Here is a 24,303-nt window from a genome sequence, read left to right on the forward strand (position 1 = left end):
ATGCAACGTATTACATGGCTGCTCCTTTAACACTCTTGCCAATGGCAATCAGTGATTCCGGCGATTGATAGCCCAAAACCTTTTTCAACAAGCGGCCATTGGCATCAATGAACAACAGCGTTGGGTAGGCTTCGAGCGGATATACCTGCGATAGAGCCGGGCCTTCGCCTTTTTCCATATCCATTTTCACGTTTATGAATTTACCGTTGTAAAATTCACCAACAGCTTTTTTCGTGAATACATTTTTCTGAAGCATCTTACAGGGGCCGCACCAGCTCGCATAAGCATCTAAAAAGATCACCTTTTTCTCGGCTTTTGCCTTCTTCAAAATCTCCTTCCAGGATGTCTCGGTAAATTGAATGCCCTCGGCATCTTCCTTGGGAGAACGCTTATCATCGCCAATGTGATTCAATGTTGTTGACGGATACGCGGCATTAGTCGGGACGAAACCAAATCCCACAAGTAAGGTAGTCAATAGAAAAAATACTTTTTTCATAGTCAAACCGGCGTACCGGTGGTCTTTTTAGTGGTTTTTCGTGTGTATAACGTACCAGAAGGCAATTTTCGTTTCCGTCAGATGCCTGTTTGCCAAACATAATTAACGGATAGATTCGAAATGGCAAGTTACAAACAGTGTGCCATTCTGCGTAATCTTTCCGAACTTTGAGACCATTTTAGTTAACACTGCCATGCCTGTTAAACAAGCTGAATTTTTTGTTAGTAATTCTGATCCGGCATTATGCCCCAAACCTGACCGGCCGGAATATGCATTCATCGGGCGTTCTAACGTTGGCAAATCGTCCCTGATTAACATGCTAACGGGACGCTCATCGCTGGCCAAGATTTCGGGGAAACCGGGTAAAACCCAGCTAATCAACCATTTTATTATTGATAATGAATGGTATTTAGTTGATTTGCCTGGCTATGGATATGCCCAGGTAAGCAAAACAGATCGAGAAAAATTTGCGGCTTTGATCGACGGATACTTGACAAGCCGACCAAACCTGTTGTGTATTTTCGTGCTAGTTGATGCCCGGATCGAGCCTCAGAAACTCGACCTCGACTTCATGACTAATTTAGGGGAGCGAGGGTTACCATTCGTCATTGCGTTCACGAAAACTGAAAAACTTGGCCCGACAAAACTTCAGGCCACTATTGATACGTATCGCGCTAAACTGCTCGAGACGTGGGAAGAAATGCCACCATTTTTTATAACATCGGCTATTACAGCCGCTGGTCGTGAAGACATTCTGGCATTTATCCGGCCGTTAAATGAGGAATATAAAAAGAACAATAAAGTGAAGCCAGATCGCTGGAATATAACGAAAAGCTGAAAGCGTCCTATCCCTTTCGTTTTGGCGATTCTATTTATTCTTTCGCTCTTTTACCATTAAAAAGGCAATACGTCGGCCAAAACGGGCGTTACCAATTTACACAGTACCTCTATGGAAGCATTAAAACAGATTGCCAACGTTGCTGGTTATAGCGGCCTTTATCGAATTCTTAAACCTGGCCGTTCTGGCGTTATTGTTGAGTCGTTAGACGAAAAAAAAGCTAAAACGATGATGGGCCCAACGGCTCGCGTATCGGTTCTAAATGATATTTCAATTTACGTTGATGACGATAGCGAGGAGCAATCCATATCACTCGGCGATGTACTGAAAGTAATTAACGATAAATACAGTAATACGTTACCAATCGATTCCAAAGGAACGAATGACCAACTAGCTGATTTTATGGCGTCGGTCGTTCCGAACTATGATCGTGAACGTGTTCGCACAACTGATATTAAAAAGCTTATCAGCTGGTATGGCATCCTAAGCCAATACGCTCCCGAAATTTTTGAGGTGACAGCTGAGGAGACTAAAGAAGAAAAAACCGAAGACGTAGCCGATATAGAAGCACCCGCTGCCGAAGAGTCGAAAACGGAAAAAGCATAAAAAAGTTTGTCTGGATGACCTGTCAAATTCACCTAGAAAGCTAAAGTACTTCATTTTCAGTGAGAACGGAAAAGCCGCGATGACCCTTGGTTTCGCGGCTTTTTAGATGTTCAAAACAGGCGGTATTCAGGAAACGTCAGTTTATAGCCTTTAGTCCTGACAATGCCTGACTACCGCCTGTTGACTAGTTTAATCTACGGTACTTAATTTCACCGTGTTCGTCCGGCGAGACTGGGTCAGAGGCATACTGAGCGTATTAATGAAAATATCACCAGAAACCAGTTTACCCTGGCCAATAAGTATCTGTTTGATCCCTTCCACTGTTTGATCGACTGTCAGCGTGATATCAGGCTCATACGGCATAACCTGAACACCCCAGTATAGACCGAGTGTATTCCGCAGTTGCGAATCATTGGAGAAAACCAGCAGATCAGCTTTGGGGCGGTGGTGCGACAAGCGAACGGCGGTGTAACCTGAATTTGTGATACCAATAACCGCTCTGGCGTGGGTATCGCGAGCTAGTCGGCAGGCGCTCATCACTACGTTGTCATTGATGACGTTCTCGCTGGGCTGTTCATTAACATGAGCGTGGTAGCGATAGTAAATCTTGTCGGTTGTTGTCTCGACTTGCAAGATCGTGTTTGCCATCGCTTCAACGGCCAGAATCGGGTATTTACCCGAGGCTGTTTCGGCGCTAAGCATAACCGCATCGGCTCCATCCATCACCGAATTGGCAATGTCGTTGATTTCGGCACGGGTCGGACGGGGCGCGTCGATCATGCTCTCCAGCATTTGCGTAGCCACAATAACTGGTTTCGCAGCCTTGTTACATTTCTCCACCAGCATCTTCTGAATCATGGGCACCTCTTCGGCGGGTAGCTCAACGCCGAGGTCGCCACGAGCAACCATCAGTCCATCCGTAGCCGCAATAATCTCGTCGATATTCTGGATGGCTTCGGGTTTTTCAATTTTGGCAATAACGCGGCTTTTCTTGCCTTTCGACTTGATATATTCTTTAATTTCAAGAATTTCAGAGGCTTCCCGCACAAACGATAAGGCAATCCATTCGGCATCATGTTCAAGACCAAACTCAAGATCAGCCCAGTCTTTTTCGGTTACGGCAGGCATTGATACCTTCGTATTAGGCAGGTTCACGCCCTTTTTCGACTTCATGGAGCCACCATATACCACCTCTGTAACAACGTCGGTCCCTTCTGTCCGGAGAACACGTACTTCTAACTTTCCATCGTCCATAAGGATACGCTCACCCGGATGGACATCCCGGTACATGTTCTTGTAGGGCGTACTAACACGCACGGAAGTGCCAATAATATCGTCGTTGGTGAAGACAAGTTCCTGGCCGGGCACAATCGTTACCCCATCTTTATTTTCGACGTTACCAATGCGAATTTTGGGACCTTGCAAATCCTGTAATACGCAGAGGTTCAGGTTAAACTCTTCATTGATTTCGCGGATGCGAGTGAGCCGCATCAGGTGGTCTTCGTGCGTACCGTGAGAGAAGTTAAGTCGGAAAACATTTACTCCTGCTTTGGCTAATGCCAGCAATTGTTCTTTCGTTTCGGATGCGGGGCCAATGGTGGCTACGATCTTGGTTTTCTTAGACATAGGACGGGGAAAATTGGGCAAAATCGGCCAGAAGCCGGTGCAAAAATAACCGGATGGCAGGATATACGGTGGTTTTTGCGGAAATTTTACGGAAGAGTAATATGTTACTGCTACCAAATGGTTTTGACCAGCTCGTTATAAAGCGGAAAATTATGGTCTGACGAAACGATTGTTAAATCATCAGAAAGGGCTGTAGCTAAAATCATCCGGTCGAAAGGGTCACGGTGTTGGGCAAAAAGAGGCAGACGGGTATAAGCTTCAATATGATTAGCTGACACATGTAACCAGACAAAGTTCGACAATAAGGCCTCCTGTATGATTTCATGCATTGGCCATTTAATTCCGGTGTCTTTGCCTAGTGTAATTTTTATTGCGATTTCATAAAAATTGATTGGACTTACATATACATCATCGGCTTCCTGTATGAACTTACGGGCAGTCGATGTAAGCCGCTCCGAGTCATTAAGTACCCAAATTAAGGCCTGGGTATCCAGTAGTATCTTCATTACATGTACTCTTTCAAGTCATCAAGGGGGTCATTAAATTCCTTCGATGACCAATACGGGTGGATAAACGTCCCCTTTAGGCGTCCAAACTGGCGTTTAGGCTTTTCCAGACTTTCGACTGATTCTTCCACCAATGTCACAATCACTTTTACATCGTGATCTTTCACGGGCAGTTCCTCATCGAGGATAATCTGTCCATTTCGATACGTTCCGGTTACTGTGGCTAACATAGTTGTAGGTTTTTTTAGCAATAACGTAAAATGCTCATAAACAATCCACATCAGCTACGATACTCACTTGCCGTAGCCCTTTGTCGGTTAGAATGTCGTTGATGCGATCCTGGATGTACGTTTTTACCGCTTTTACATTTACTTTATCACGCTCAATTTTAACCAGAATATCGAACAGGAACTGGTTTCTGATACGTTCGACCAGGGGCTCTTCGGGCCCTAATACGCGACTGCTGCCCAGCGCGTCGGTTAATTCAGCAGCAAGACGTTCGGCGGCCCGATGGCTGATTGCTTTATCCGCGTGCCGAACCGTCAGTTTAATAAGTCGCACGAAAGGTGGATAGCTGAAATTCTGACGCTCCTGGATTTCCTCTTCATACAAACCTTTGTAATCGTTTTCGATCACTTTTTGCAAAATCGGCTGCTGCGGATTGCTGGTCTGGATGAGTACAATACCCTGTCGTCCGGCTCGTCGTCCGGCCCGTCCACTAACCTGGGTAATCATTTGAAAGGCCCGCTCAGTAGCCCGAAAATCAGGAAAATGAATAAGCCGGTCGGCATCGAAAATGCCGACTAAACTGACATTGTCGAAGTCTAATCCTTTAGTAATCATCTGCGTACCAACCAGAATATCAACCTGACCTCCTTCAAATTCCTGAATAATTTGTTGATAGGCATTTTTGGCGCGGGTGGTGTCTAAATCCATACGTAGCACCCGTGATTGCGGAAAGAAAATCTGCAACTGATCTTCCAGTTTCTCCGTTCCGAAGCCAATCGTTTTAACTTTGGTGGAGCCACAGGTTGGGCAGATTCGGGGAACCGCGTCTTTATGGCCGCAATAATGGCAGCGCAATTCGGCGTCGCGCTGGTGATACGTCAGGCTGACGGCGCAGTTGGGACATTCGGCGGTCCAGTCGCAGTCTTCACACTGCATGTAGGGCGAGTAACCCCGTCGGTTCTGAAACAGAATACTTTGCTCTTTGCGGGCCATGTTCATCTCCAGCGCGTTGAGCAAAGCGGACGAAAACTCACTTTTCATCGATTTCTGCTTTTTCTCCTGCTGGGTATTCACCAATGTGATGGTGGGTAATGTAGCATCGCCGAAACGCTGGAATAATTCCACCAGGCCATATCGCCCGTGTTTAGCCTGATAATAGGTTTCGAGTGAGGGCGTGGCTGATCCTAACAACACTTTGGCCTGCTGCCAGTGAGCCAGCATAATTGCTACGTCACGGGCGTGGTAACGTGGTGCCGGGTCGTGTTGCTTATAGCTGGTTTCGTGTTCTTCGTCGACGATGATCAAGCCGAGATTGTCGAAGGGCAGAAATACCGCCGACCGCACACCAACCACAAACTGATACTGCCCGGATACGACCCCTTTCCAGACCTCAACGCGCTCATTATCTGAAAATTTGGAATGATAAATCCCCATTTTATCGCCAAAAACGCGCTGTAAACGGACCACGATCTGCGTGGTCAGCGCAATTTCGGGCAGTAAGTAAAGCACTTGCGAACCGCCGGCCAGGGCTTGCTGAATCAGATCGATATATACTTCTGTTTTACCACTGCCCGTAATACCATGTAAGAGCACAATATTCTGGCTCTCGAACTGCGCCATAACCTGCAGTGACGCTGAACGTTGGCTATCGGTTAGCCGAATTTCGGCTTGTGGGGCGAGGTTGTCCGAGAAGCGGGGCTGAATAATCTCAAAGGCTTCGAAAACCTGATTTTTAATGAGTGTCGTCAGGGATGACTGCGAAAGCTCATCATCCTGGTTCAGGATGGTTTTATCCAGTCCTTTCTGGTTCAGCTCCGGGTTGCGCTGCATGGGAACGTGACTCAGATAACGCATTACCACTTCCTGCTGTTTAGGCAGTTTTTCCAGCCGATTCAGCAGGACTAATAATTGCTCTCGTTCTTCATAATTGCGGTGCAAACGTACTTTTCGCACCATTTTGGGAATGTATTTTTCCTTGACCTCCTCGAACACAATGACGGCTTTCTTGCCCACCAGCGATTTAATGAGCGCCGGTACGTTGCTGCCGGCCCCCGCCAACCGACCTAGCTCCTCATAAGATAGCGCCGACTGTTTTTTGAGTTCGGTCAATAAGGTTGCTTCAAATTCGGTAAGGAGTTCAGGATAGTCGAAATCGGGGTTGAACTGCACTTTCGACTGGCTCGAAATCTTCAGACCCGATGGCAACGCTACGTTCATGACATCGCCAATGCAACACATATAGTACTCCGACATCCACCTGAAAAGCTCTAATTGATAGCCCGTTACTAAGGGATATTCATCCAAAACTTCGCTGATATACCGTGCCTGATAGGCTGTTGGTGGAGAATTATGGAGTCTCGCTACGACCGCCGTGAGCACGCGACCATTGTTTTTACCGAAGGGTACAATGACTCTGGCGCCAATTTTGAGTACCTCGGCCATTCCACGGGGCACCCTATACGTGAACAGCCTCGGTACGGGAATTGGTAAAATCAAGTCGGCGAAGAAGGTTACTTCCTCGACGTCTGTTGATGAAAAGAGTGAATAGATCTGGTTTTCCACGGACGAAAGACGGGCGGTACGTCAGGTAAATATACGGAAAACCCCTCGTTGTCCCGGCGAATTCCTGATCTGGCAAAAAAGGTAGTTTCAATTAAACCTTTGAGCCCTTTATGACTGTTAGAAATGTAGCGTGGGTGAAAACCCACCATCTGTAGGTATAAAGCACGGGTTTTCAGCCGCGTTACAATCATGCAAGTTTACGACGTTATTATTGTTGGCGGTGGCCCCTGTGGACTGGCTGCTGGTATCGAAGCCACTAAAGCGGGGCTAAGTCATCTGATTCTGGAAATGGGCAGCCTGACGGAGTCTATTCGGCAATACCCTCGCCGGATGCGCTTTTTCTCAACGGCCGAAAATATTGAAATCGGCGGATTACCATTTGCTATTTCGGATGTAAAAGCGGGTCGTAATGAGGCTCTTCAATATTACCGAAAAACAGCAGCCTACTATCACCTGAATTTCAAGTTATTTCAGGAAGTTTGGGATGTTCAGAAAGAGGGTGACGTGTTCGTTGTTAATACCAAAGCTGGTGATCAATACTACGCTCACAAGGTAATTATGGCCACAGGCTATTTTACCCGACCACGCTGGCTCAATATTCCGGGCGAAAATCTGCCGCACGTCTCGCATTATTACGACGAACCGTTCAAATACTCGTTTACGAACGTAGTAATCATTGGCGCATCAAATTCGGCAGTCGAAGCAGCGCTGGAGCTGTACCGGCACGATGTGAACGTTACGATTGTGCATCGGGGTGAAGATTTCCGTAGCACGGTCAAATATTGGCTTGTGCCGGATGTGAAAAACCGGGTGAAAGAAGGCCGAATAAAAACGGTGTTTGATTCGTGTGTAACACACATCGACGAAAAAACGGTAACGGTCAACAACCTGAAAACGGGCGAAGAAAGCCAATTGTCGGCCGATTTTGTGTTCGTACTGACGGGTTATATTCCTGATGCTGAGTTACTACGTCGTTGCGGAATTGAGCTTGACCCGGCTACGCAGGTTCCTGTCTACAACAAAGAGAATTTTGAGACTACAGTGCCGGGCTTATACGTGTGTGGTACCGTAATGGCCGGAATTTATACGGAGAAAGTTTTTATTGAGAACGGTCGTGAACATGCGCAGGCCATTATTGACCATATTATGGGCCGGGAAGTTCACAAGGTAGCGGAGCTAATTCAGCGGATTTGATCCATTTCCTTCAATCGCTGAGATGGCCTGACAGTTGATTAGTGCCTGACTGCTACGTTGGTCAGCCATTGCCTATCCAGCAGTCAGTTCGCTTACTCAATCATACACAGTCGTTGTAATTTCTCCCGGCTCCGTTTGATTCGCATCTTCACCGCGCTGAGCTTTAGGCTATAGATTTGAGCAATTTTTTCAGCGCTAACGCCTTCTTCATACTTTAATCTCAATAAGGTTTGCTCCTGAAGAGAAAGGCTGGCAAAGGCTCGTTGGAACAACTGAAGTGTTTCTTCCTGCCTGGCTTCTTCTCTGGAATCAGGTAAATTCTGCTCGAGGTTTTCATCGAGGCTCATCGTAGTAAACCGTTTAGCCAGGCGTAGTTGATCTGAGCAGTAGTTATAGGCAATTGAGTGAAGCCAGGTGGAAAAACTGGAGCGCTCCTGAAAAGCATCTAGTTTGTCAAATGCTTTAATGAATATGTCGTGTGTGAAGTCCTGCGCTTTTTCGGTGTCTTTAGTCATGTGCAGACATCGCTGGTAAACCTTGCCTACATAGCGCTCGTAAAGTGCTCCAAAACATTGGTCCGGTTGATTGGGTAGGTAATGACGAATCATTTCTTCGTCAGTGAGTATAAGCTTCACAGAAATGAATAAGTTTAAGTTTGTAATAATTCGTAAACTTACTAATAAGTTAATGATTTATTTGTTATATTTTATTAAAATTCCTCTCTAATTTAACAACTAAATAAAATAGTATATTAAAATTCACTTTTACGACTATTTTCTATCAACATACCTTGAAGTATGTATAAATTAGTACTAATAGGTACAAGAGCTCCGCGTCGTTCCGGCGCGGAGCTCTTATACTTCAAGTCGGATACTGCCATTCGCCCCGGTAGGCTCGGCTAAGCAGTTTATTGGCTTCAGGATCGTTAGGAATTTGACTCCCATCCCACTCAACGCTACGTCCGAGTTTCATGGATAACATACCAAGAAGGGCCATATTCGTAGAGCGATGACCAATTTCGATGTCGCAGATAGGCAATTTATTGGTTTTAATACTATCGAGAAAGTTATCCCAAAGTTGCGCGATATTCTGATCGTCAGGTTTATTGAGTTGAGGTTCCTGATGGATAACGGGCTTTTTCGGGTCCGACGGGTAGAAAGTCCAGCCATCGAGCCAGCCCATGTGAAACGTACCCTCCGTTCCGTAGAAGTAAACACCTACAGCTTGCTGTGGATGCGTCTTCTCGGCCATATTGCCAGCGAATGCCCGTTGCTCCCAAATAGCCGTAAAATTTTCAAATTCATATGTAGCAACCTGATGATCAGGCGCATCGGTACTGTCTTTTTTAATAGGCCGACCGCCAGTGGAATAAACTTTTCGTGGATGCTTCTCGTCCGTCCACCACAAAATCTGATCCATCCAGTGAATACCCCAATCACCAAGGGTACCATTGGCGTAATCTAGAAAATTACGCCAGCCTCTGGGATGCATGGCCGGATTATAGGCTCGCAACGGGGCGGGTCCGCACCACATGTTCCAGTCCATTTCTTTGGGGGCGTCACCATCGGGCGTGGGCTGACCGGCTCCACCACCATAGTACACAAAGGCCCGGGCCATGCCAATTTGCCCCGCCTTGCCCGATCTCAGAAATTCCATGCCCGATACGTTGTGGGGCGATACACGCCGGTGCATGCCAACCTGACAAATGCGTCCTGTTTGGCGAGCCGCTTTTACCATCGCCTTGCCTTCATTGATGGTGTGCGAAATTGGTTTCTCAACATACACATGCGCGCCTGCTTTCATGGCCGCAATAGCCGCAAGTGGATGCCAGTGATCGGGCGTGGCAACAATAACAATCTCGGGTTTTTCGGTCGCCAGCATTTCCCGATAATCTCGGTAAAGCTTAGGCTTATCAGAAGTTAGTTTGCTGAGTTCATCGCTGGTCTTTTGAAGTTGACGTGTGTCTACGTCACAGAGCGCAACGATTTTCGATTGGCCTGCCTGCACCGCGCAGCGCAGAATATTACCACCCCACCAGCCCGTCCCAATCACTGCCGTACGGTATTTCTGAGCCGGTTGACGGGTAATAAATGCCCGGACTTGGACGGGATCAGTAATGAGCGAAGCACCAGCAAGAGCAGACGTTTTCAGAAAGTCGGAGCGATTCATTGGCAAAAGCAAGATTAGCGGTTATAACGTTAACAGACCCGTAAATTGGCCTTTACTACGTTAAAGCTGAACGCGCTGTATTTTTACCGTCAGTTTCTCAGGCCAGTTGAAAGAGATTTTTTATGTCAATTCTCTATGAGCAGGCGCAACGAATAGAAATAAATTTTTGTCATGACAGTTACTGCGTCACCTTAGCCTGTCCCAGCACACGTAGCAGATTACCTCCCCAGATTTTTGCAATATCCGCTTCGGAATACTTCCGACGAACGAGTTCAGCCGTAAGATTCTCAATCTGGCTTACGTCTTCGAGTCCGTTAACACCACCGCCCCCGTCGAAATCACTACCGATGCCCGCATGATCGATCCCAACCAGTTTAACGATGTGATCAATATGGTCTGCAATGTCCGACAAACTGGCCCGTTCCGAGGCATAGAGTTTCGATACTGAATCGCTTTGAGCGGCTATACGAGTTTCCATATCTGGTGTGGCTACCTTGCCTACCCGCGACATCCGTATTTTAGTTTTAGCGGCCCGATGGGCATCAGATGGCTTTTTGAGGTAATCACTCACAAAATTCACCTGGACTACACCCCCTTTAGCAGCAATAGCCTTGATCATGTCGTCGGTCATGTTACGCGGAAAATCGCACAAGGCCCGGCAGTTGGAGTGTGAAGCAATAACGGGCGCTTTCGACAACGCTAAGGCATCATAGAACGTACTGTCGGCCACGTGCGATACGTCGATCAGAATACCAAGCCGGTTCATTTCAGGCACAACTTTCTTGCCGAAGTCGCTCAAACCGCCGTACATCGGGCCGTCTGGATCGGTCGAGGAATCGCCAATGAGGTTGTTGGCAAAGTGCGTGAGCGTGATGTAGCGGCAACCAAGATCGTAATACGTTTTAAGCATAGACAAATCATTGCCAATTGGATACCCATTCTCCATACCAATAAAGACCGCCCGCTTGCCCGCCTTCTTAATTCGATAAGCATCAGCAGGCGACGTAGCTAACTCGGCCAGATTCGGATATTTTTTCAGGGCTTTATGAATCAGGTCAAACTGGTTCAGAGCATTCCGTTTAGCTTCGGCATGACCCGAATCAGTACGTGGCCCCTGTGACGTATACACGGCAAAAAACATAGCATCCATGCCTCCCTGCTTCATCCGCGGAAAGTCAATCTGCGACTGGTCCCGTTTGGTATCATGCGCCACCCCAACATCAAAACCGGGCTGCTGCATCATGATCGGTGCATCGGCATGCGTATCGAGGGTCAGCACCTGTTTATGGATTTTGCGGGCTTTTTTTACAATCGGGTCATCATCAGCGGGTGACTGAGTTGTAAAAGAACTCAAAGCCAGCATAGTGGCAAGAATGAAGGGAGACATAGTGAATCAGGTTGTATGAAGAGAATGACACTAAGTCGAAACTACGCATTGCCCAACGAAATGCCAAACTTTCGCCAACAACAGACTGTTATCGCACTACCTTTGTAAAAGAGCGAACGAGCGAAAGAAGGAAAGAGCGTTTACTAATCGCCTTTTTATTTGCTCTATGCCGACAACCCGGTTTCGCTCTTTCATTCTTTCGTTCTTTAAACATGGCCGTCGTCCCTTACAAAGACAAAGACACATCCAAGCGTGACCAAGTCGCGGAGATGTTTGATTCTATTTCGCCAAAATATGACCTACTCAACCACGTATTGAGTGGTGGTATTGACATTCTATGGCGCAAACGGGCGATTCGTGAACTCAAGGCATCAAAGACACCGTCTTTTGCTCCCCAAACCATTTTAGATGTGGCCAGTGGAACGGGTGATTTCGCCCTTGAAGCTCTGGCGCTGCACCCTAAAAAAATCGTTGGTGTCGATATTTCGGAGGGTATGCTGGCCATTGGCCGGGAGAAGATGAAAAAGCGTGGTGTAGACCAAATTATTGACATGCGAGCGGGCGATTCAGAAGGTTTACCCTTTGCAGACAATGAATTCGACGCTGTCATCGTTTCGTTTGGTGTGCGCAACTTCGAGAATCTGCTCAAAGGACTGACTGATATGCACCGCGTAACACGTCCTGGTGGCGTGTGTGTAGTGCTGGAATTCTCAAACCCGCGCCAGTTTCCGTTTAAACAAGTATACAGTTTTTACTCCCGTACCATCCTGCCGCTTATTGGGCGTGTAGTGAGCAAAGACGCGTCGGCGTATACGTATCTGCCCGAATCTGTGCAGGCATTTCCCGACGGTCCCAACTTTCTACGGATCTATGAAGCATCAGGATTTACCAACACCAAATGGATACCGCTCACCTTCGGCGTTGCATCAATCTACATAGGCCACAAGCTGGCCGAGTCCTGATACGTCTCTTTTCCAAGTATTCGGTGTATTTTGGTCTAACCCTTATACTCAGTACAGTGGCTCTGAAGAGCCAGGCTCAAACATCGTACAAATATGTTCGTAAGCACCTTGAACGCTACGATGATAAGACGATTCACTACGGTTTTTTCTTTGCGGCTCCCGTTACTCGTTTCAGTGTCGGTCACAGCCCGTCGTTTCTGAATGCTGATTCGGCTTACCGAATCTATTCACCCAACAGACCGGCTTTTCGGGTGGGTCTGCTCATCAATGCTTACCTGGATGACCGCTTCGATTTACGGGTGACACCTTCGGTTTCGCTGCTCAGTCGCGAAATAACGTATGATTACCCCAACAGCGCGTCAAAAACCGAACTTCGGGAATCTACCTGGATTGATCTTCCGGTGTTACTGAAATATAAATCGGAACGACGTAACAACTCCCGTATGTATTTATTGGCAGGGGGGACATTCAGCATTGAAAGTAACGTACGCAAAAAAGAAGCCATAGGTGCCAGTCGGCTCAGTATGGGCACCATGGATTTTGCGATAGAATATGGTATCGGGTTTGATCAGTTCTTCGAATTTTTCAAGTTTGCTCCCGAACTTCGTTTTTCACATGGTCTCATTAATCTTTATCAACCCACTACTAATTCGGCGGGCATTGGTATCAACCGACTAACAACGCATTCATTTACCTTGTATTTGAATTTCGAATAGCTGGCCCAATCATTGGGTATCAGACATTTGCAAAAAACTTCAGTTTTTTTCTGACTTGGGCTTGCATAAAGATAGTTTAGCTACCTATATTTGCACTCCCAAACACAAGGAAAGGGAGTTTAGCTCAGCTGGTTCAGAGCATCTGCCTTACAAGCAGAGGGTCGGCGGTTCGAACCCGTCAACTCCCACCTGATTATCAACCACTTACAGCGTAAAAGCAGTAAGTGGTTTTTTATTGGTGTACAATATAGATATTGACACGTTAGACCAAATTGGTCAACCAGTGAAATATTTCAGCCGTACATCACTGTGGTTACTCGTCGTTCTATCACTTAGCTAGTGTAAGTAACCCAGCATACCCATTCCGGCTAACACTACTCCTAGCCGCGACGCTAATGTGGCAATGGGTAATCCCGACAGATCAAAAGTGTCAGAATCCGGCACTAAGCCTACCTGATAAGCAGGTCAACCTATTCCCTATCTTACAACCAGTCCACCTGCATCATCAACTGGTGCAGCTAGCGATTATATTGATTGAGCTTTATGATGATTTATAACGAGTCTAATCCTGTTTAGTCGTGACAAGAAAACATTCGTTAAACTCTTAGGTAGTATCACTGTCTATACAAATGACTTGTTACTAAGTAATGAAAATCGGCTTATTAATAAGTAGTTAAATACATCACACATTACTTATGGGAAACAGGCGTCAAGCCCTCTTTGCTCTCCTACTGGCCATCGGCAGTTTAACCTGCTTTGCTGGCTACTGTACAGCCCTCATTGATTGGGTACAGGACTACAAAACAGGCGTCTATGAACGGAATCATCTGGAGGCCTTTCTTGAAACAGGTGCTCTAGGCTTCTATACTTTTCTAGGGATTCGCTTCATGCGACTCAGAATGCGCCTTTTATAAATGAACGAGTTGCCACCAATCAATTCTACAGAATTGCTTCAGAATGCTGATTCATCTTTACTAGTGATCCAGCCAGTCCACTTAGTCAGGCTAGTGGGCCCTAAGAGAAAGACTGGCTAGCCTGACCAGTAACTAAAATGATACTCAACCCCTAAGCGTCGACTCGCTACTTCAATTCATGACCTCTCACCAAGATACTCCATTACGCATTCCAGGCTACCGCCACCTCCAGAATACCGGGCTCATCTGTCGGCTTGAGGGCAATGGCAATTATACCATTATACATCTACAGGGTAGTTCAAAACCCCTGTTGGTCAGTCAGACTTTAAAACGCTTTGAAGAACTCTTCCCCCACTTCATTCGCATCAGTAAATCCACGATGGTCAATCCAAATTATGTTGACCAAATCATTCGGGAAGAGGCCAAAGTGATCTATTTAAAACTAACCAATGGGCTGTGTTTACTGGTATCCCGCCGTCGAATGATTCAAACGCTGGCTCGACTAGATCGTACTTAATTTAGCCTTGTCTTTACTCACGAGTTTTTTACTCGTTCTATATGCCACCAAGGTTCAAACTCGCCCAGCTATCGGTATGCTGAATGACGGATATACTACTTCCACCTAGGTCTAATATGTATTGGCTAAATGGTTTGGAGCTAATTGGAACGAGCTTCCAAATCCGAATTTAATCGCTCTTGCTAATTTCAGGATAAATCAACACGTAAGTAGAATAAACACAAGGAGTAGGTTATGGGAAGAGTCAAGGAGTCAAGTGGGGAGACATCAGAAATAGTGAACTCCTTATCTAAAGATCAATTACGCCTTCTTTCACATAGTTTGAGTAATACCTGGAGTGCTATTCACTGGGCGGTCCATGTGCTCCGGGATAAGCGGCTCTCAACGGCTGACCGTCAACTCTACCAGGACATGGTTAGTCGTAATGTCACCGGCTTACAGTCCGTCTTGCCGCAGATGCGGGTTTGTCTAGGTCAGATCGGACAGCAAGCTCCCAGCCAAGACCTTTTCGATTCAATAGCAGGCCTATTGGATCAGCTTCACCCATCAGGTAGCAGCTTGGTTCACCTGGAGACCCGCATTATCGAGCTAAAGCAGCTCCTGATAAACTCTTTGGACTAGTTGAATCCCGATATTTTTTATGGAAGCTTCGTCAAGATAAAAATGGATCAATCTCAAAAGTTGTAGAAGGTATTGTATTTTCCCAGGTTTGTGCGTTGACTAATTCTAGCTTGTTTTGGCAAGTTTCTTGCCCGATTTTATTCTACCGTAACTATAATGCTGTTAACAAGCTGGCTCGACCAGTTTAGAAATAGTTACACAATTAACTTATAACCTATCCCGCGCACATTGACAATCTGTATGGATGGGTCGTCGCGGAGGTGGCGACGGAGTTTGGTGATAAACACATCCAGGCTACGGCCATTGAAAAAACTGTTGTCGCCCCAAAGTTCCAATAAGACGGCGTTCCGTTCCAGCACCTGATTCCGCTGCTCGTAAAGGTGCCGTAACAGTTCGGCTTCGCGATGCGACAAGAGCACGTCACAACCGTTAAGCGAAAGCTTTTGTTTGGGGGCGTCGAATTGATACCGACCAATACGTACCCAGGCTGACTTCTCACCCCCCGATCGTGAATTCGGTCGAAGGAGCGCATTGATCCGTACGATCAATTCATCCAGACTAAATGGTTTTTTGAGGTAATCATTGCCGCCCAATTCAAAACCACGGACTACATCGGTTGTTAGCGAACGAGCTGTTAGAAACAGAATCGGCAGATCAGCATCAGTCTGCCGAATCTGTTGTGCCACCGAAAACCCGTCCAGATTCGGCATCATAACGTCAGCCACAACAATATCGGGCCGCTCCTGCCGAAACATGGCCAAACCGACCTCGCCATCCGTTGCATACCGTACCGTAAAGCCACGCACTTCAAGGCTGTCTTTCACAATCATTCCCAGTGCCGGTTCGTCTTCAATCAGCAAAACAGTGGACATATACGTAGTAGATCATTACTGTTTTATGAAAATATAAGCCTAAACTCACTTCCTTTCCCGGGCTCACTACGTAGTAAAATGCGACCGCCGTGCCGTTCAACAACCTGGCGAACATAAGAAAGCCCCAGCCCGAAGCCTTTTACCGGGTGCAAATCGCCCGTCGGAACCCGAAAGAATCGCTCAAAAATGGCTGATTGATACGTTCTGGCGATACCAATGCCGTTGTCAGTTACCGACAGTTGCCAGCCTGCTACGTTTTTCAGGAACGTTAGTTGGATAGTTACGCGATCACTGGAATAGTTAATCGCGTTGTCAATCAGGTTGTTGAGCGCATTTCCGAAATGAACGCGGTCAACGCTCACCAGGGTGTGCGCCGGTATGTTGACCTGGAACGTAATGGGTTTGGGTGCCTTCAACTGATGGCTCGTCACTAAATCCGCTACGATATCGTTCAGGTTTATCGGTTCGGGATGAAGCGATAGTTCGCGTTTTTCTTCGACGGCCTGATTCAGCACTTTTTCGACCAGATCGGCAAGGCGTTGCAGGTTGTTTCGTGAAATGGCCAGATAGGTCTGCGTTTTCCTCGGGTTATCCAGCGCGCCAAAATGCTGCAACGCTTCCACGGCTGCCGTTACGGTGGCAATAGGTGTTTTCAGCTCATGCGTCATGTTGTTGATAAAGTCGTTTTTCACTTCCGACAGCTTCTTCTGACGTAGAATAGTGCTCAGCATAAATAGAAAACTACCCGTCGTTAACAATATTAGTACCACCGAACCGCCCAGTAACCAGCCCATTCGACGGAGCAAATAGAACGTTGGCGTTTCGAAGGTCACCTGGGCAAACAGATTCCGAATCGGATTGATAGGCACAACTAACTTATTCAACACACTCGGACTATCATTCGACGTGGAGGGTGCACCCCATTGACGAACCAGTCCATTTTTGGCCGTCTTTTGAGGCTGAACGCTCAGCGTATCAAAGTTAAACGTAGGGTTTAAGCCTCGTTGAAGAAGCTCAGCCCGATACGCATCTGTCAACTTAGTCAAATTAATCCGTGTCCCTTCGGCCCAGTCGAGTAGCAACAGCGTTGAAATTCGACGGGCAAGCGTATCGGGCGATTCGAATAGCGGTGTATCTATTCCTGGCGGGCCGAGCGACAGCCGCGGGTAAAGACCATCAACGGTTATCGCACGCCTGGCCGGTTTATGCGTTCGCTTTGGGCTTAATGGGGGGCCGGGTTCGCTTACAATAACTTGAATCTGCTCCCGGTTGGTAGTACCGTCAAACTGGCGAATAATCGTTCGTGTTGGCTTTAATGACTTATCACGGCCCTGTCTGGCAAATAAGCGGTTAGCCTCAACTATCTGACGATTCTGCAAAACCGAAAACAGCGCATCGCGCATCGTTTGGTTATACTGCTGGCTCTTAAGATGATACGTTGTCCAGAGCCAATAGCCCTGAAACGCATTAATGCCGATGATGCACAGCGTCATCAGCCAGACTATCGAACGAATGCGTCGGTTCATACACAAAGCTACATCAGATGGGTGGGCTTCGGATGGGCGTTAACACTGTTTAACACTATGTAGCAGTGTGTTACAAAACTCCGCCTGACCTTTGAGTGGTCCGTCATTACGGGCGCTAAATCAAACCAGCAATTCCTATGAAAACGCTCCCTGTCGTCGTTGTCAGCTTGTTAGTAGCCTGTCTGGCAGCTCATTCCCTCATCGCTCAAACGAACGCAGCTTCGTGGTCGGGTCAGATTACCTACGAAGGCATCCACAAAATTGATCCGGCGAGTCTGAAATTCAAAGATAGTAATGGCGAGTTGATGAAGCCCGGCGATCCGAACTGGCCTAAAGACATTCCCGATAACCGAATGTCGGAGCAGGAGGTCCTCATCAATGGTGCGTATGCGAAGGTAACCGGCAACAATTATCAGGTGATGCCAACGGTGGGTGGTCAGCGCCCGTTTACCGAACAGGTTTTTATTGATCTGAAGGCGCTCAAGAAAGTAACGCGGCTCACGGTCGGCAAGGATGCGGGGGCCAAAACGTATCAGGCCGAAGTGCCCTTTCAGCCAGTAAGCGGCTGGCAATGGACCGATCAAACCAGGAAAATTGCCGGCTACACCTGCCGAAAAGCGACCGTGCCCTACAAAAAAGAGATCTATACGGTCTGGATAACGACCGAAATTCCGGTCACCTACTCGCCCATCCACGAACTCACACCCGAAACGGGCACCGTACTTCTTATCGAAGGAAGCAAAGAACAATTTAAAGCCAGAAAAGTAGCTAAAACCGCCTTCGATGCATCCGTGCTTAAACCGAGCGCACAGGCGCAGACCGTCACGGTGGACCAATTAGCTGACCTGCGCCAGAAAGCCATCGCCGATTTTATAGAAAAGAACAGACGCGTTGGGCAAGGGGGTTAACACTGTCTGGCCTTAGTTATCAGTACGTTATAAGTCTCCATCTGATCTCTGAATAGGTAAACTAAATCACCAATCATGAAAACTCTCCCTAGCGTCGTTGTCAACTGCTTAGTAGCCCTTTTGACAACTCATCCTATCATCGCACAAACGGCCACTGCTCCGTGGTGTGGTCAAATTACCTATGAAGGTGTTCGCAAAGTCGATCCGTCCAGTATGCGGATTATGATCAACGGCGAACAAGTCAAACCCGGCGATCCGAATTTTCCAGCTGACATTCCTGATACGCGCTCGTTTGGCCAGAAGACACTAATTAACGGTACGTTTGCGAAAGAAAGCCGCGATGAGCAGAACGCCGTCGTTCGGGTAAGGAACGACGGTAGCCCTCCTCAAACCAGAAACCTGCCGAGGCCATTTGCCGAACAGGTTTTTGTTGATCTGAAGGCGCTCAAGAAAGTAACGCGGCTCACGGTCGGCAAGGATGCGGGGGCCAAAACGTATCAGGCCGAAGTGCCCTTTCAGCCAGTAAGCGGCTGGCAATGGACCGATCAAACCAGGAAAATTGCCGGCTACACCTGCCGAAAAGCGACCGTGCCCTACAAAAAAGAGATCTATACGGTCTGGATAACGACCGAAATTCCGGTCACCTACTCGCCCATCCACGAACTCACACCCGAAACGGGCACCGTACTTCTTATCGAAGGAAGCAAAGAACAATTTAAAGCCAGAAAAGTAGCTAAAACCGCCTTCGATGCATCCGTGCTTAAACCGAGCGCACAGGCGCAGACCGTCACGGTGGACCAATTAGCTGACCTGCGCCAAAAAGCCATCGCCGATTTTCAGCAACAACTGCAACTTAACGAGCGGAATTAGGTGCCATAAGGGCAAGGAGTTGCGTTACCCCCTTGCTCTCTAGGCCATGCCCTCTATCCTACCCTCAGCCCTTTGCTCTATCATGAACTCGTTTTTCTTATTTTTCTGCCTTACGCTCACTACTGGCCTATTTGCCCAACGGAACGGATCAAAATCGGAGATTGGGGGGATGGTCGTTGATTCAGTGAGTGGCAAACCTCTGCGGCAAGCGTCTATTTCGCTGATGATGGATCGCGATTCGAGCTACGTAACGGGAACGATTACCGATGGCGATGGGATGTTTCAGATACGCAACGTAGCACCAGGGACCTATCGGCTGCTGGTTACCTTCCTGGGCTATCGCAATGTCTCCCAGGGGGTCATTATTTCGCCCGATGTACCAGCGAAGGGAGTGGGTATCCTGCGGATGGTTGAGCAGAGTAACCAGCTTCGGGAAGTGGTGGTTCGTCAGGAAAGTGCGCCGGTAACGGTGAAGCAGGACACGCTGGAGTTCAACGCCGGGTCGTTCAAGACGCAACAGAATGCCGCGGTGGAGGAATTACTTCGCAAGCTACCAGGTATGCAGGTGGGTCGTGATGGAACGATAAAAGCACAGGGGCAAACGGTCAGCCGAATACTGGTGGATGGAAAACCGTTTTTCGGTAATGATCCGAAAATGGCTACCCGAAACCTGCCCGCCGATATTGTCGATAAGGTACAGCTCTACGATCAGTCGTCGGATCAGTCGCAGTTTTCAGGGATTGACGATGGGAATCGGGAGCGAACTATCAACATAACCCTGAAGCGGGACAAACGGAAAGGGTATTTTGGGAAGAATGAACTGGGTCTTGGCACAGCGCGCGAGGGGGAGGCCAATCGGTATCAGGGTCAATTGAACGTACACCGCTTTAACAACGGACGTCAGCTCTCCCTGATTGGTCAGGCGAACAACCTCAACCAGCAAAATTTTACGCTGGGCGCTGGGCCTGCGCAAGCTCCGGTCTATGTCGGAGGCCCGGAAGGTGGTGGACCTCCGGGTAGCCAGACGCCCACGACTATGATCGAAGTACGCGCCGGCGGAGTAAACTACCGGGATAAATTGGGACAGCGAGCCGAAATTGCAGCGAGTTATTTTCTGAATCAGGCCATCACGACTACTGATCAACAAAGTCGGCGCACCAGTATTTTGCCCGGAAGTTCACTGACGACCGATCAGCAGCATTACGCACAGAATCAGCAGTTGACTCATCGATTCAATGCCCGTTTGGACTGGGTACTCGATTCGATGACCAGTCTTCGGCTAACCCCCACTTTCTGGTGGCAAACGACTGATTACCCCAGCCGACTATCCAGCCGATCTACAGTACCCGGTCGGGCGGTACCCGGCATCTTAGAACAAACCGCTCAGTTGATTAATACCGGCGAAACGATCTATGGATCGACAGGTAATGGTCTGAATGGCTACAATAACCTGCTACTGATGCGTAAGTTCCGACGCGAAGGACGTAGTCTGTCGTTCAATCTAAACACGGTATTGGGCGATGGCGAAACGAAGGCGCTGAATCAATCGGTCAATACATTTTACGACTCCACCGGTAGTAATCCCGTTTTGAACGTATTGAACCAGCAGAACCGGCAAGCCAATGAAAACCTGCAAAACACGCTGACGTTGTCGTATACTGAACCGGTATCATTCACCCAAAAGCTGGAGTTACGCTACGCCTATTCGATCAGTAGCCATCAGGCTAACCGACTGGTTACTGACCGAAATGAAGTGAATGGCCAATATGACCGCGTCAATGCTCTGCTATCGAACGAGTTTAGTCATTCCTTTACTTTTCAGCGGGCGGGCGCTACATTCCAGAATCAACGATTACGGTACCGATATGCGCTTGGGTTGGATGTTCAGCAATCGCAACTGCAACTTGATAATCGTTCAGCCGATACCAGTCAGCGACGTCAGTACCTCAATCTGTTGCCGAATGCTTTGTTCAATTACACCTTTTCAGGTAATCGAAACCTGCGCTTGCAATACCGAACCCGCCTGAGTGCGCCGTCGCTTACCCAATTGCAGCCCGTTGTTGATAATACCAATCCGCTCAACATTCGGATTGGGAATCCACAACTTGCTCCCGAGTTTTACCATACAATTATCCTGGGTTACCAGGTGTCAAAAGATCAGGGCACTAAAAGTTTATCGGCGTTTGCCAGCCTGAATCAGAGCCACAACCGGATTGCAACGTCAACGACGATTAGTCCGTCGGGTGTGCAGACAACGCAACCCGTTAATGTCGGTGGTTTTTGGTCGGCCAACGGGTCAATGTCGATCGGGCGAACGCTGCAACCGTCGAACCTGGGACTTACCTTCACCACCAACATGGGGCTGAGTCAGGCGGTTAGTTTTATCAATGACCAACTAAACATTGCCAAAACGGCCAGCGTGGGACAGGGATTTCAGCTGCAATCTAATTTCAATAACAGTCTGGAATACGGGATCAGTAGCCACCTAACGTATCAGAGTGCTACGTATTCGCAACCGGATGGCCGGTCTGATCCCAAACAGAACACAGCGTTCTGGTCGCAATACGCTACCGCCGACGTATTCTGGAAACTCCCTTTCCGTTTTGTGCTTACCAGCGATTTGACGTATACGGGCACAACTGGCCGGGCAGCGGGCTATAATCAGCAGTTTATGCTCTGGAACGTAGCGCTGGCCAAGCAGTTTTTTAAAGGCAATACAGGCGAATTGCGGTTACAGGTTTTTGATGTGCTGAACCAGAACCGCAGTCTGATTCGTACCACGACCGATACGTATATCGAAGACGTTCAAAGCCGGATACTACGTCGGTATCTATTAGTAAGCTTTGTCTATAGCCTGCGAAAATTTGGGATTTAGAAAGGTTACACAGGTCTTTAATGGTATACAACAATAGTTTTTCATCAGTTAATGTTTTTAACCGGTTATGAAACGAATGATCCACAGGAAACTCTAGCGCGTGTTCGATGAATGGAATCTCGGTCAGTTTTTCGCCAAACGAGCGAAGTTTGGCCAGGCAGTAAACCGGATCTGATGGAAATATGATTCGGCCATAGGACCGATGTTATATGGGAAATTCGCGCTAAAAACGTAAAGTTAGAAGGCATATGCTCGAACCTGTCAATGCTCATCAATAAAAAAGCACGTACAAGTTATAACTTGTACGTGCTTTTTTATTGTGTATAAAAAGTTCCTGAATAGTGGGGCAGCTCTAGAATCATTTACCGTATAACTGCTTGTCGCTTGGGCGCCAACTGGGGCCTGATCCGTCATAAAGGCCACGCTCATGCTCAAGATGCTAACCGAATTCAAGCTGATCGATTTCATCAGCCTCAACCCAAAAACATCATTCTGTTGAACGCTACCCGAACCCTTATCCTCTCTCTTTTACTGATTCACATTGACGCTGCCGCTGCTGGCGGTGAGGGTTACCGGAATGCCGCCACCGTTCATGGTGCCTTTGATCCGGTCCTTCTCCGTGTCGCCGTTAAAATTGTTCAGCGGAATTTTGATTCGGTTGCCGCTCAGATTTAGTGTAAGCCCTTTATTCAGGGGCATTTTTACGTTGATACCGCCCGCGCTGGTCGTCAGTCGAACGTATTCGCCCAGTTTCACGATCTCCACGTCCACGCTACCTGCGCTGGTGCTGGCGTCAATGCTGCCCGACACCTGGGAGAGACGCACCGATCCCCCCGACGTACTGGCTTTAACATCGCCTTCAATATCACTGCCGTTTACGCTGCCACCGCTGGTTTGCGCGTCAATGTCGCCTTTTAAATCGGTAAGCCGGATGCTACCACCCGATGTATGCAGACGCATTTTGCCCGTCGATTCTTTCGCTTCAATAGATCCGCCGGAGGTTTGCAGATCTAATTGCCCCGAATTTCCAACCCGGCAGCGGTCCATGTGGATCGAGCCGCCCGAGGTTTGCCCATTGATATCGCCTTCCAGATCGGTCATGTGAAGACTGCCGCCACTGGTACGAAATTTCTGGTTGCCAGTCAGCGATGCGAGGCTAATGCTGCCACCTGATGTACGAAGGTCAGTCGTCACTTTACGGGGTGTGTAGAATTTGAAGCTAATGCTCAACGATTTTTTCCAATTGTTGTCATTCCCCCGGCGTTTGGCGGTGGCAACGATCGTACTGCCTTCCTGTGCAATTGAAATATCAAAATCTTTAAGGCGCTCTTCGATCTCGGCTTTATCGAGTTTATCATTCCAGTTATTGGCACGGACGTACATTTCTACTTTAGCGTTCATATCGGTTCCGCCTTCGATGGTCAGGCTACCGCCTGAAGTTTCGGCCCGAACAGCGTTGATATTTCCCGAAAAGGTCTTGGTCTGGTAAGGCGTATCGTTGTCGAGCGGGATAGCCAGCGACGTAAAGGCAAACGTAGTAGCACTCAAAAGGGTCAGTAGAAATTGGCTGCGTTTCATGTGGTTTGTCTGTTTATAGGATAATGATGGCGTTCTGAGCAGGAAGGTTGCACGAAGGCAAACAGTTTTTGCAGATCATCGATCAGTAGTACGTCCCAATTTGCTTTAGCAAGTACTGTGCCATATTTTATAAGTATCTGTATAATAGCTACTTACCTTTTATGTGTGATTGAAAAAACGTCCATCTGCGGACATTTGCTGTTCGTTGATGGACGTTTATTGTACTAGCAGTTGATTTATTGATCTGTGAGTAGGCTTGTAAAGATTGCCTCTTTGGTTCTGTATGGCAGCATACAAACCATCTGACTACGAATTGTTACGTCGGCGATGTG

The 24,303-nt window shown here is 47.7% G+C and carries 22 protein-coding genes and 1 tRNA gene; 12 read left to right on the plus strand and 11 right to left on the minus strand.

The genetic code is table 11. The annotated features are described in order from the left end of the window. Positions 1 to 10: 10 nt before the first annotated feature. Positions 11 to 496 (minus strand): thioredoxin family protein, encoded by a 486-nt coding sequence (locus tag ACYVEA_RS32845; RefSeq protein ID WP_093834009.1) that lies wholly within the window; start codon positions 494 to 496, stop codon positions 11 to 13. 193 nt (positions 497 to 689) lie between these two features. Here ACYVEA_RS32845 and yihA point away from each other — a divergent pair, with 193 nt between their 5' ends. Further along, entirely contained in the window at positions 690 to 1,334 is a 645-nt protein-coding gene (gene yihA / locus ACYVEA_RS32850) for a ribosome biogenesis GTP-binding protein YihA/YsxC (RefSeq protein WP_461117612.1), read from the plus strand. A 111-nt stretch (positions 1,335 to 1,445) separates the two neighbouring features. Further along, the gene (locus ACYVEA_RS32855; RefSeq protein WP_461117613.1) at positions 1,446 to 1,940 is read left to right on the plus strand and encodes a DUF5606 family protein; all 495 of its coding nucleotides are present in this window, start codon (positions 1,446 to 1,448) and stop codon (positions 1,938 to 1,940) included. Positions 1,941 to 2,129: 189 nt separating this feature from the next. Here ACYVEA_RS32855 and pyk read toward each other — a convergent pair whose 3' ends face one another. The 4 genes from pyk to priA all read right to left on the minus strand — a co-directional run bounded on the left by pyk (position 2,130) and on the right by priA (position 6,862). Further along, positions 2,130 to 3,566, minus strand: coding sequence for a pyruvate kinase (gene pyk / locus ACYVEA_RS32860; protein ID WP_461117614.1), 1,437 nt, complete (start codon positions 3,564 to 3,566; stop codon positions 2,130 to 2,132). Positions 3,567 to 3,676: 110 nt separating this feature from the next. Further along, positions 3,677 to 4,072, minus strand: a complete 396-nt coding sequence (locus ACYVEA_RS32865; protein WP_461117615.1) for a type II toxin-antitoxin system VapC family toxin — start codon at positions 4,070 to 4,072, stop codon at positions 3,677 to 3,679. After that, the gene (locus ACYVEA_RS32870) at positions 4,072 to 4,302 is read right to left on the minus strand and encodes a hypothetical protein (protein ID WP_461117616.1); all 231 of its coding nucleotides are present in this window, start codon (positions 4,300 to 4,302) and stop codon (positions 4,072 to 4,074) included. Before ACYVEA_RS32870 ends, ACYVEA_RS32865 begins: the two co-directional genes overlap by 1 nt. 34 nt (positions 4,303 to 4,336) lie before the next feature. Further along, entirely contained in the window at positions 4,337 to 6,862 is a 2,526-nt protein-coding gene (gene priA, locus ACYVEA_RS32875; protein WP_461117617.1) for a replication restart helicase PriA, read from the minus strand. A 189-nt stretch (positions 6,863 to 7,051) separates the two neighbouring features. Here priA and ACYVEA_RS32880 point away from each other — a divergent pair, with 189 nt between their 5' ends. After that, entirely contained in the window at positions 7,052 to 8,056 is a 1,005-nt protein-coding gene (locus ACYVEA_RS32880) for a YpdA family putative bacillithiol disulfide reductase (protein ID WP_461117618.1), read from the plus strand. Between the two features lie 92 nt (positions 8,057 to 8,148). On the opposite strand, the gene ACYVEA_RS32885 is transcribed toward ACYVEA_RS32880, so the two are convergent. The 3 genes from ACYVEA_RS32885 to ACYVEA_RS32895 all read right to left on the minus strand — a co-directional run bounded on the left by ACYVEA_RS32885 (position 8,149) and on the right by ACYVEA_RS32895 (position 11,612). Then, positions 8,149 to 8,691, minus strand: coding sequence for an RNA polymerase sigma factor (locus ACYVEA_RS32885; RefSeq protein WP_461117619.1), 543 nt, complete (start codon positions 8,689 to 8,691; stop codon positions 8,149 to 8,151). Between the two features lie 226 nt (positions 8,692 to 8,917). Beyond that, complete coding sequence (locus tag ACYVEA_RS32890) at positions 8,918 to 10,225, minus strand: Gfo/Idh/MocA family protein (RefSeq protein WP_461117620.1); 1,308 nt, start codon at positions 10,223 to 10,225, stop codon at positions 8,918 to 8,920. Positions 10,226 to 10,403: 178 nt separating this feature from the next. Continuing rightward, on the minus strand, positions 10,404 to 11,612 hold the full coding sequence (locus tag ACYVEA_RS32895) for a dipeptidase (RefSeq protein WP_461117621.1): 1,209 nt from the start codon (positions 11,610 to 11,612) through the stop codon (positions 10,404 to 10,406). 212 nt (positions 11,613 to 11,824) lie between these two features. On the opposite strand from ACYVEA_RS32895, the gene ubiE reads away from it, so the two are divergent. The 6 genes from ubiE (at position 11,825) to ACYVEA_RS32925 (ending at position 15,342) form a co-directional block, all read left to right on the plus strand. Beyond that, on the plus strand, positions 11,825 to 12,574 hold the full coding sequence (ubiE, locus tag ACYVEA_RS32900) for a bifunctional demethylmenaquinone methyltransferase/2-methoxy-6-polyprenyl-1,4-benzoquinol methylase UbiE (protein ID WP_461117622.1): 750 nt from the start codon (positions 11,825 to 11,827) through the stop codon (positions 12,572 to 12,574). Next, a complete protein-coding gene (porT, locus tag ACYVEA_RS32905) occupies positions 12,511 to 13,290 on the plus strand; it encodes a type IX secretion/gliding motility protein PorT/SprT (protein WP_461117623.1) in 780 nt (259 codons plus the stop codon). The genes ubiE and porT overlap by 64 nt, the downstream gene beginning before the upstream one ends. A gap of 113 nt (positions 13,291 to 13,403) precedes the next feature. Then, positions 13,404 to 13,478: transfer RNA gene (locus tag ACYVEA_RS32910), tRNA-Val, on the plus strand. Between the two features lie 507 nt (positions 13,479 to 13,985). Further along, positions 13,986 to 14,204 (plus strand): hypothetical protein, encoded by a 219-nt coding sequence (locus ACYVEA_RS32915; protein ID WP_461117624.1) that lies wholly within the window; start codon positions 13,986 to 13,988, stop codon positions 14,202 to 14,204. A gap of 178 nt (positions 14,205 to 14,382) precedes the next feature. After that, on the plus strand, positions 14,383 to 14,721 hold the full coding sequence (locus ACYVEA_RS32920) for a LytR/AlgR family response regulator transcription factor (protein ID WP_461117625.1): 339 nt from the start codon (positions 14,383 to 14,385) through the stop codon (positions 14,719 to 14,721). 321 nt (positions 14,722 to 15,042) lie between these two features. Continuing rightward, on the plus strand, positions 15,043 to 15,342 hold the full coding sequence (locus ACYVEA_RS32925) for a hypothetical protein (RefSeq protein ID WP_461117626.1): 300 nt from the start codon (positions 15,043 to 15,045) through the stop codon (positions 15,340 to 15,342). Positions 15,343 to 15,536: 194 nt separating this feature from the next. Here ACYVEA_RS32925 and ACYVEA_RS32930 read toward each other — a convergent pair whose 3' ends face one another. Then, positions 15,537 to 16,214, minus strand: coding sequence for a response regulator transcription factor (locus ACYVEA_RS32930; protein ID WP_461117627.1), 678 nt, complete (start codon positions 16,212 to 16,214; stop codon positions 15,537 to 15,539). A gap of 23 nt (positions 16,215 to 16,237) precedes the next feature. Continuing rightward, on the minus strand, positions 16,238 to 17,740 hold the full coding sequence (locus ACYVEA_RS32935; RefSeq protein ID WP_461117628.1) for a sensor histidine kinase: 1,503 nt from the start codon (positions 17,738 to 17,740) through the stop codon (positions 16,238 to 16,240). A 137-nt stretch (positions 17,741 to 17,877) separates the two neighbouring features. On the opposite strand from ACYVEA_RS32935, the gene ACYVEA_RS32940 reads away from it, so the two are divergent. The 3 genes from ACYVEA_RS32940 (at position 17,878) to ACYVEA_RS32950 (ending at position 22,393) form a co-directional block, all read left to right on the plus strand. Next, on the plus strand, positions 17,878 to 18,648 hold the full coding sequence (locus tag ACYVEA_RS32940) for a GLPGLI family protein (protein ID WP_461117629.1): 771 nt from the start codon (positions 17,878 to 17,880) through the stop codon (positions 18,646 to 18,648). Between the two features lie 75 nt (positions 18,649 to 18,723). Beyond that, positions 18,724 to 19,518 (plus strand): hypothetical protein, encoded by a 795-nt coding sequence (locus tag ACYVEA_RS32945; protein WP_461117630.1) that lies wholly within the window; start codon positions 18,724 to 18,726, stop codon positions 19,516 to 19,518. Positions 19,519 to 19,600: 82 nt separating this feature from the next. Beyond that, entirely contained in the window at positions 19,601 to 22,393 is a 2,793-nt protein-coding gene (locus tag ACYVEA_RS32950) for an outer membrane beta-barrel protein (protein WP_461117631.1), read from the plus strand. Between the two features lie 528 nt (positions 22,394 to 22,921). Here the strand turns inward: ACYVEA_RS32950 and ACYVEA_RS32955 are convergent. Further along, positions 22,922 to 23,971 (minus strand): DUF4097 family beta strand repeat-containing protein, encoded by a 1,050-nt coding sequence (locus tag ACYVEA_RS32955; RefSeq protein ID WP_461117632.1) that lies wholly within the window; start codon positions 23,969 to 23,971, stop codon positions 22,922 to 22,924. Positions 23,972 to 24,303: the final 332 nt, after the last annotated feature.

The organism is Spirosoma jeollabukense (assembly GCF_054777855.1).

What these genes read in the sequence shown, in the direction of transcription:
- ACYVEA_RS32945 (WP_461117630.1), top strand. Translation starts at nt 18,724, where the DNA reads ATGAAAACTCTCCCTAGCGTCGTTGTCAACTGCTTAGTAGCCCTTTTG.
- ACYVEA_RS32890 (WP_461117620.1), bottom strand. Translation starts at nt 10,225, where the DNA reads ATGAATCGCTCCGACTTTCTGAAAACGTCTGCTCTTGCTGGTGCTTCG.
- ACYVEA_RS32935 (WP_461117628.1), bottom strand. Translation starts at nt 17,740, where the DNA reads ATGAACCGACGCATTCGTTCGATAGTCTGGCTGATGACGCTGTGCATC.
- ACYVEA_RS32855 (WP_461117613.1), top strand. Translation starts at nt 1,446, where the DNA reads ATGGAAGCATTAAAACAGATTGCCAACGTTGCTGGTTATAGCGGCCTT.
- ACYVEA_RS32870 (WP_461117616.1), bottom strand. Translation starts at nt 4,302, where the DNA reads ATGTTAGCCACAGTAACCGGAACGTATCGAAATGGACAGATTATCCTC.
- ACYVEA_RS32940 (WP_461117629.1), top strand. Translation starts at nt 17,878, where the DNA reads ATGAAAACGCTCCCTGTCGTCGTTGTCAGCTTGTTAGTAGCCTGTCTG.
- ACYVEA_RS32915 (WP_461117624.1), top strand. Translation starts at nt 13,986, where the DNA reads ATGGGAAACAGGCGTCAAGCCCTCTTTGCTCTCCTACTGGCCATCGGC.
- porT (WP_461117623.1), top strand. Translation starts at nt 12,511, where the DNA reads ATGGATACCGCTCACCTTCGGCGTTGCATCAATCTACATAGGCCACAA.
- ACYVEA_RS32865 (WP_461117615.1), bottom strand. Translation starts at nt 4,072, where the DNA reads ATGAAGATACTACTGGATACCCAGGCCTTAATTTGGGTACTTAATGAC.
- ACYVEA_RS32920 (WP_461117625.1), top strand. Translation starts at nt 14,383, where the DNA reads ATGACCTCTCACCAAGATACTCCATTACGCATTCCAGGCTACCGCCAC.
- ACYVEA_RS32950 (WP_461117631.1), top strand. Translation starts at nt 19,601, where the DNA reads ATGAACTCGTTTTTCTTATTTTTCTGCCTTACGCTCACTACTGGCCTA.
- ubiE (WP_461117622.1), top strand. Translation starts at nt 11,825, where the DNA reads ATGGCCGTCGTCCCTTACAAAGACAAAGACACATCCAAGCGTGACCAA.
- ACYVEA_RS32895 (WP_461117621.1), bottom strand. Translation starts at nt 11,612, where the DNA reads ATGTCTCCCTTCATTCTTGCCACTATGCTGGCTTTGAGTTCTTTTACA.
- pyk (WP_461117614.1), bottom strand. Translation starts at nt 3,566, where the DNA reads ATGTCTAAGAAAACCAAGATCGTAGCCACCATTGGCCCCGCATCCGAA.
- ACYVEA_RS32845 (WP_093834009.1), bottom strand. Translation starts at nt 496, where the DNA reads ATGAAAAAAGTATTTTTTCTATTGACTACCTTACTTGTGGGATTTGGT.
- ACYVEA_RS32880 (WP_461117618.1), top strand. Translation starts at nt 7,052, where the DNA reads ATGCAAGTTTACGACGTTATTATTGTTGGCGGTGGCCCCTGTGGACTG.
- ACYVEA_RS32930 (WP_461117627.1), bottom strand. Translation starts at nt 16,214, where the DNA reads ATGTCCACTGTTTTGCTGATTGAAGACGAACCGGCACTGGGAATGATT.
- yihA (WP_461117612.1), top strand. Translation starts at nt 690, where the DNA reads ATGCCTGTTAAACAAGCTGAATTTTTTGTTAGTAATTCTGATCCGGCA.
- ACYVEA_RS32955 (WP_461117632.1), bottom strand. Translation starts at nt 23,971, where the DNA reads ATGAAACGCAGCCAATTTCTACTGACCCTTTTGAGTGCTACTACGTTT.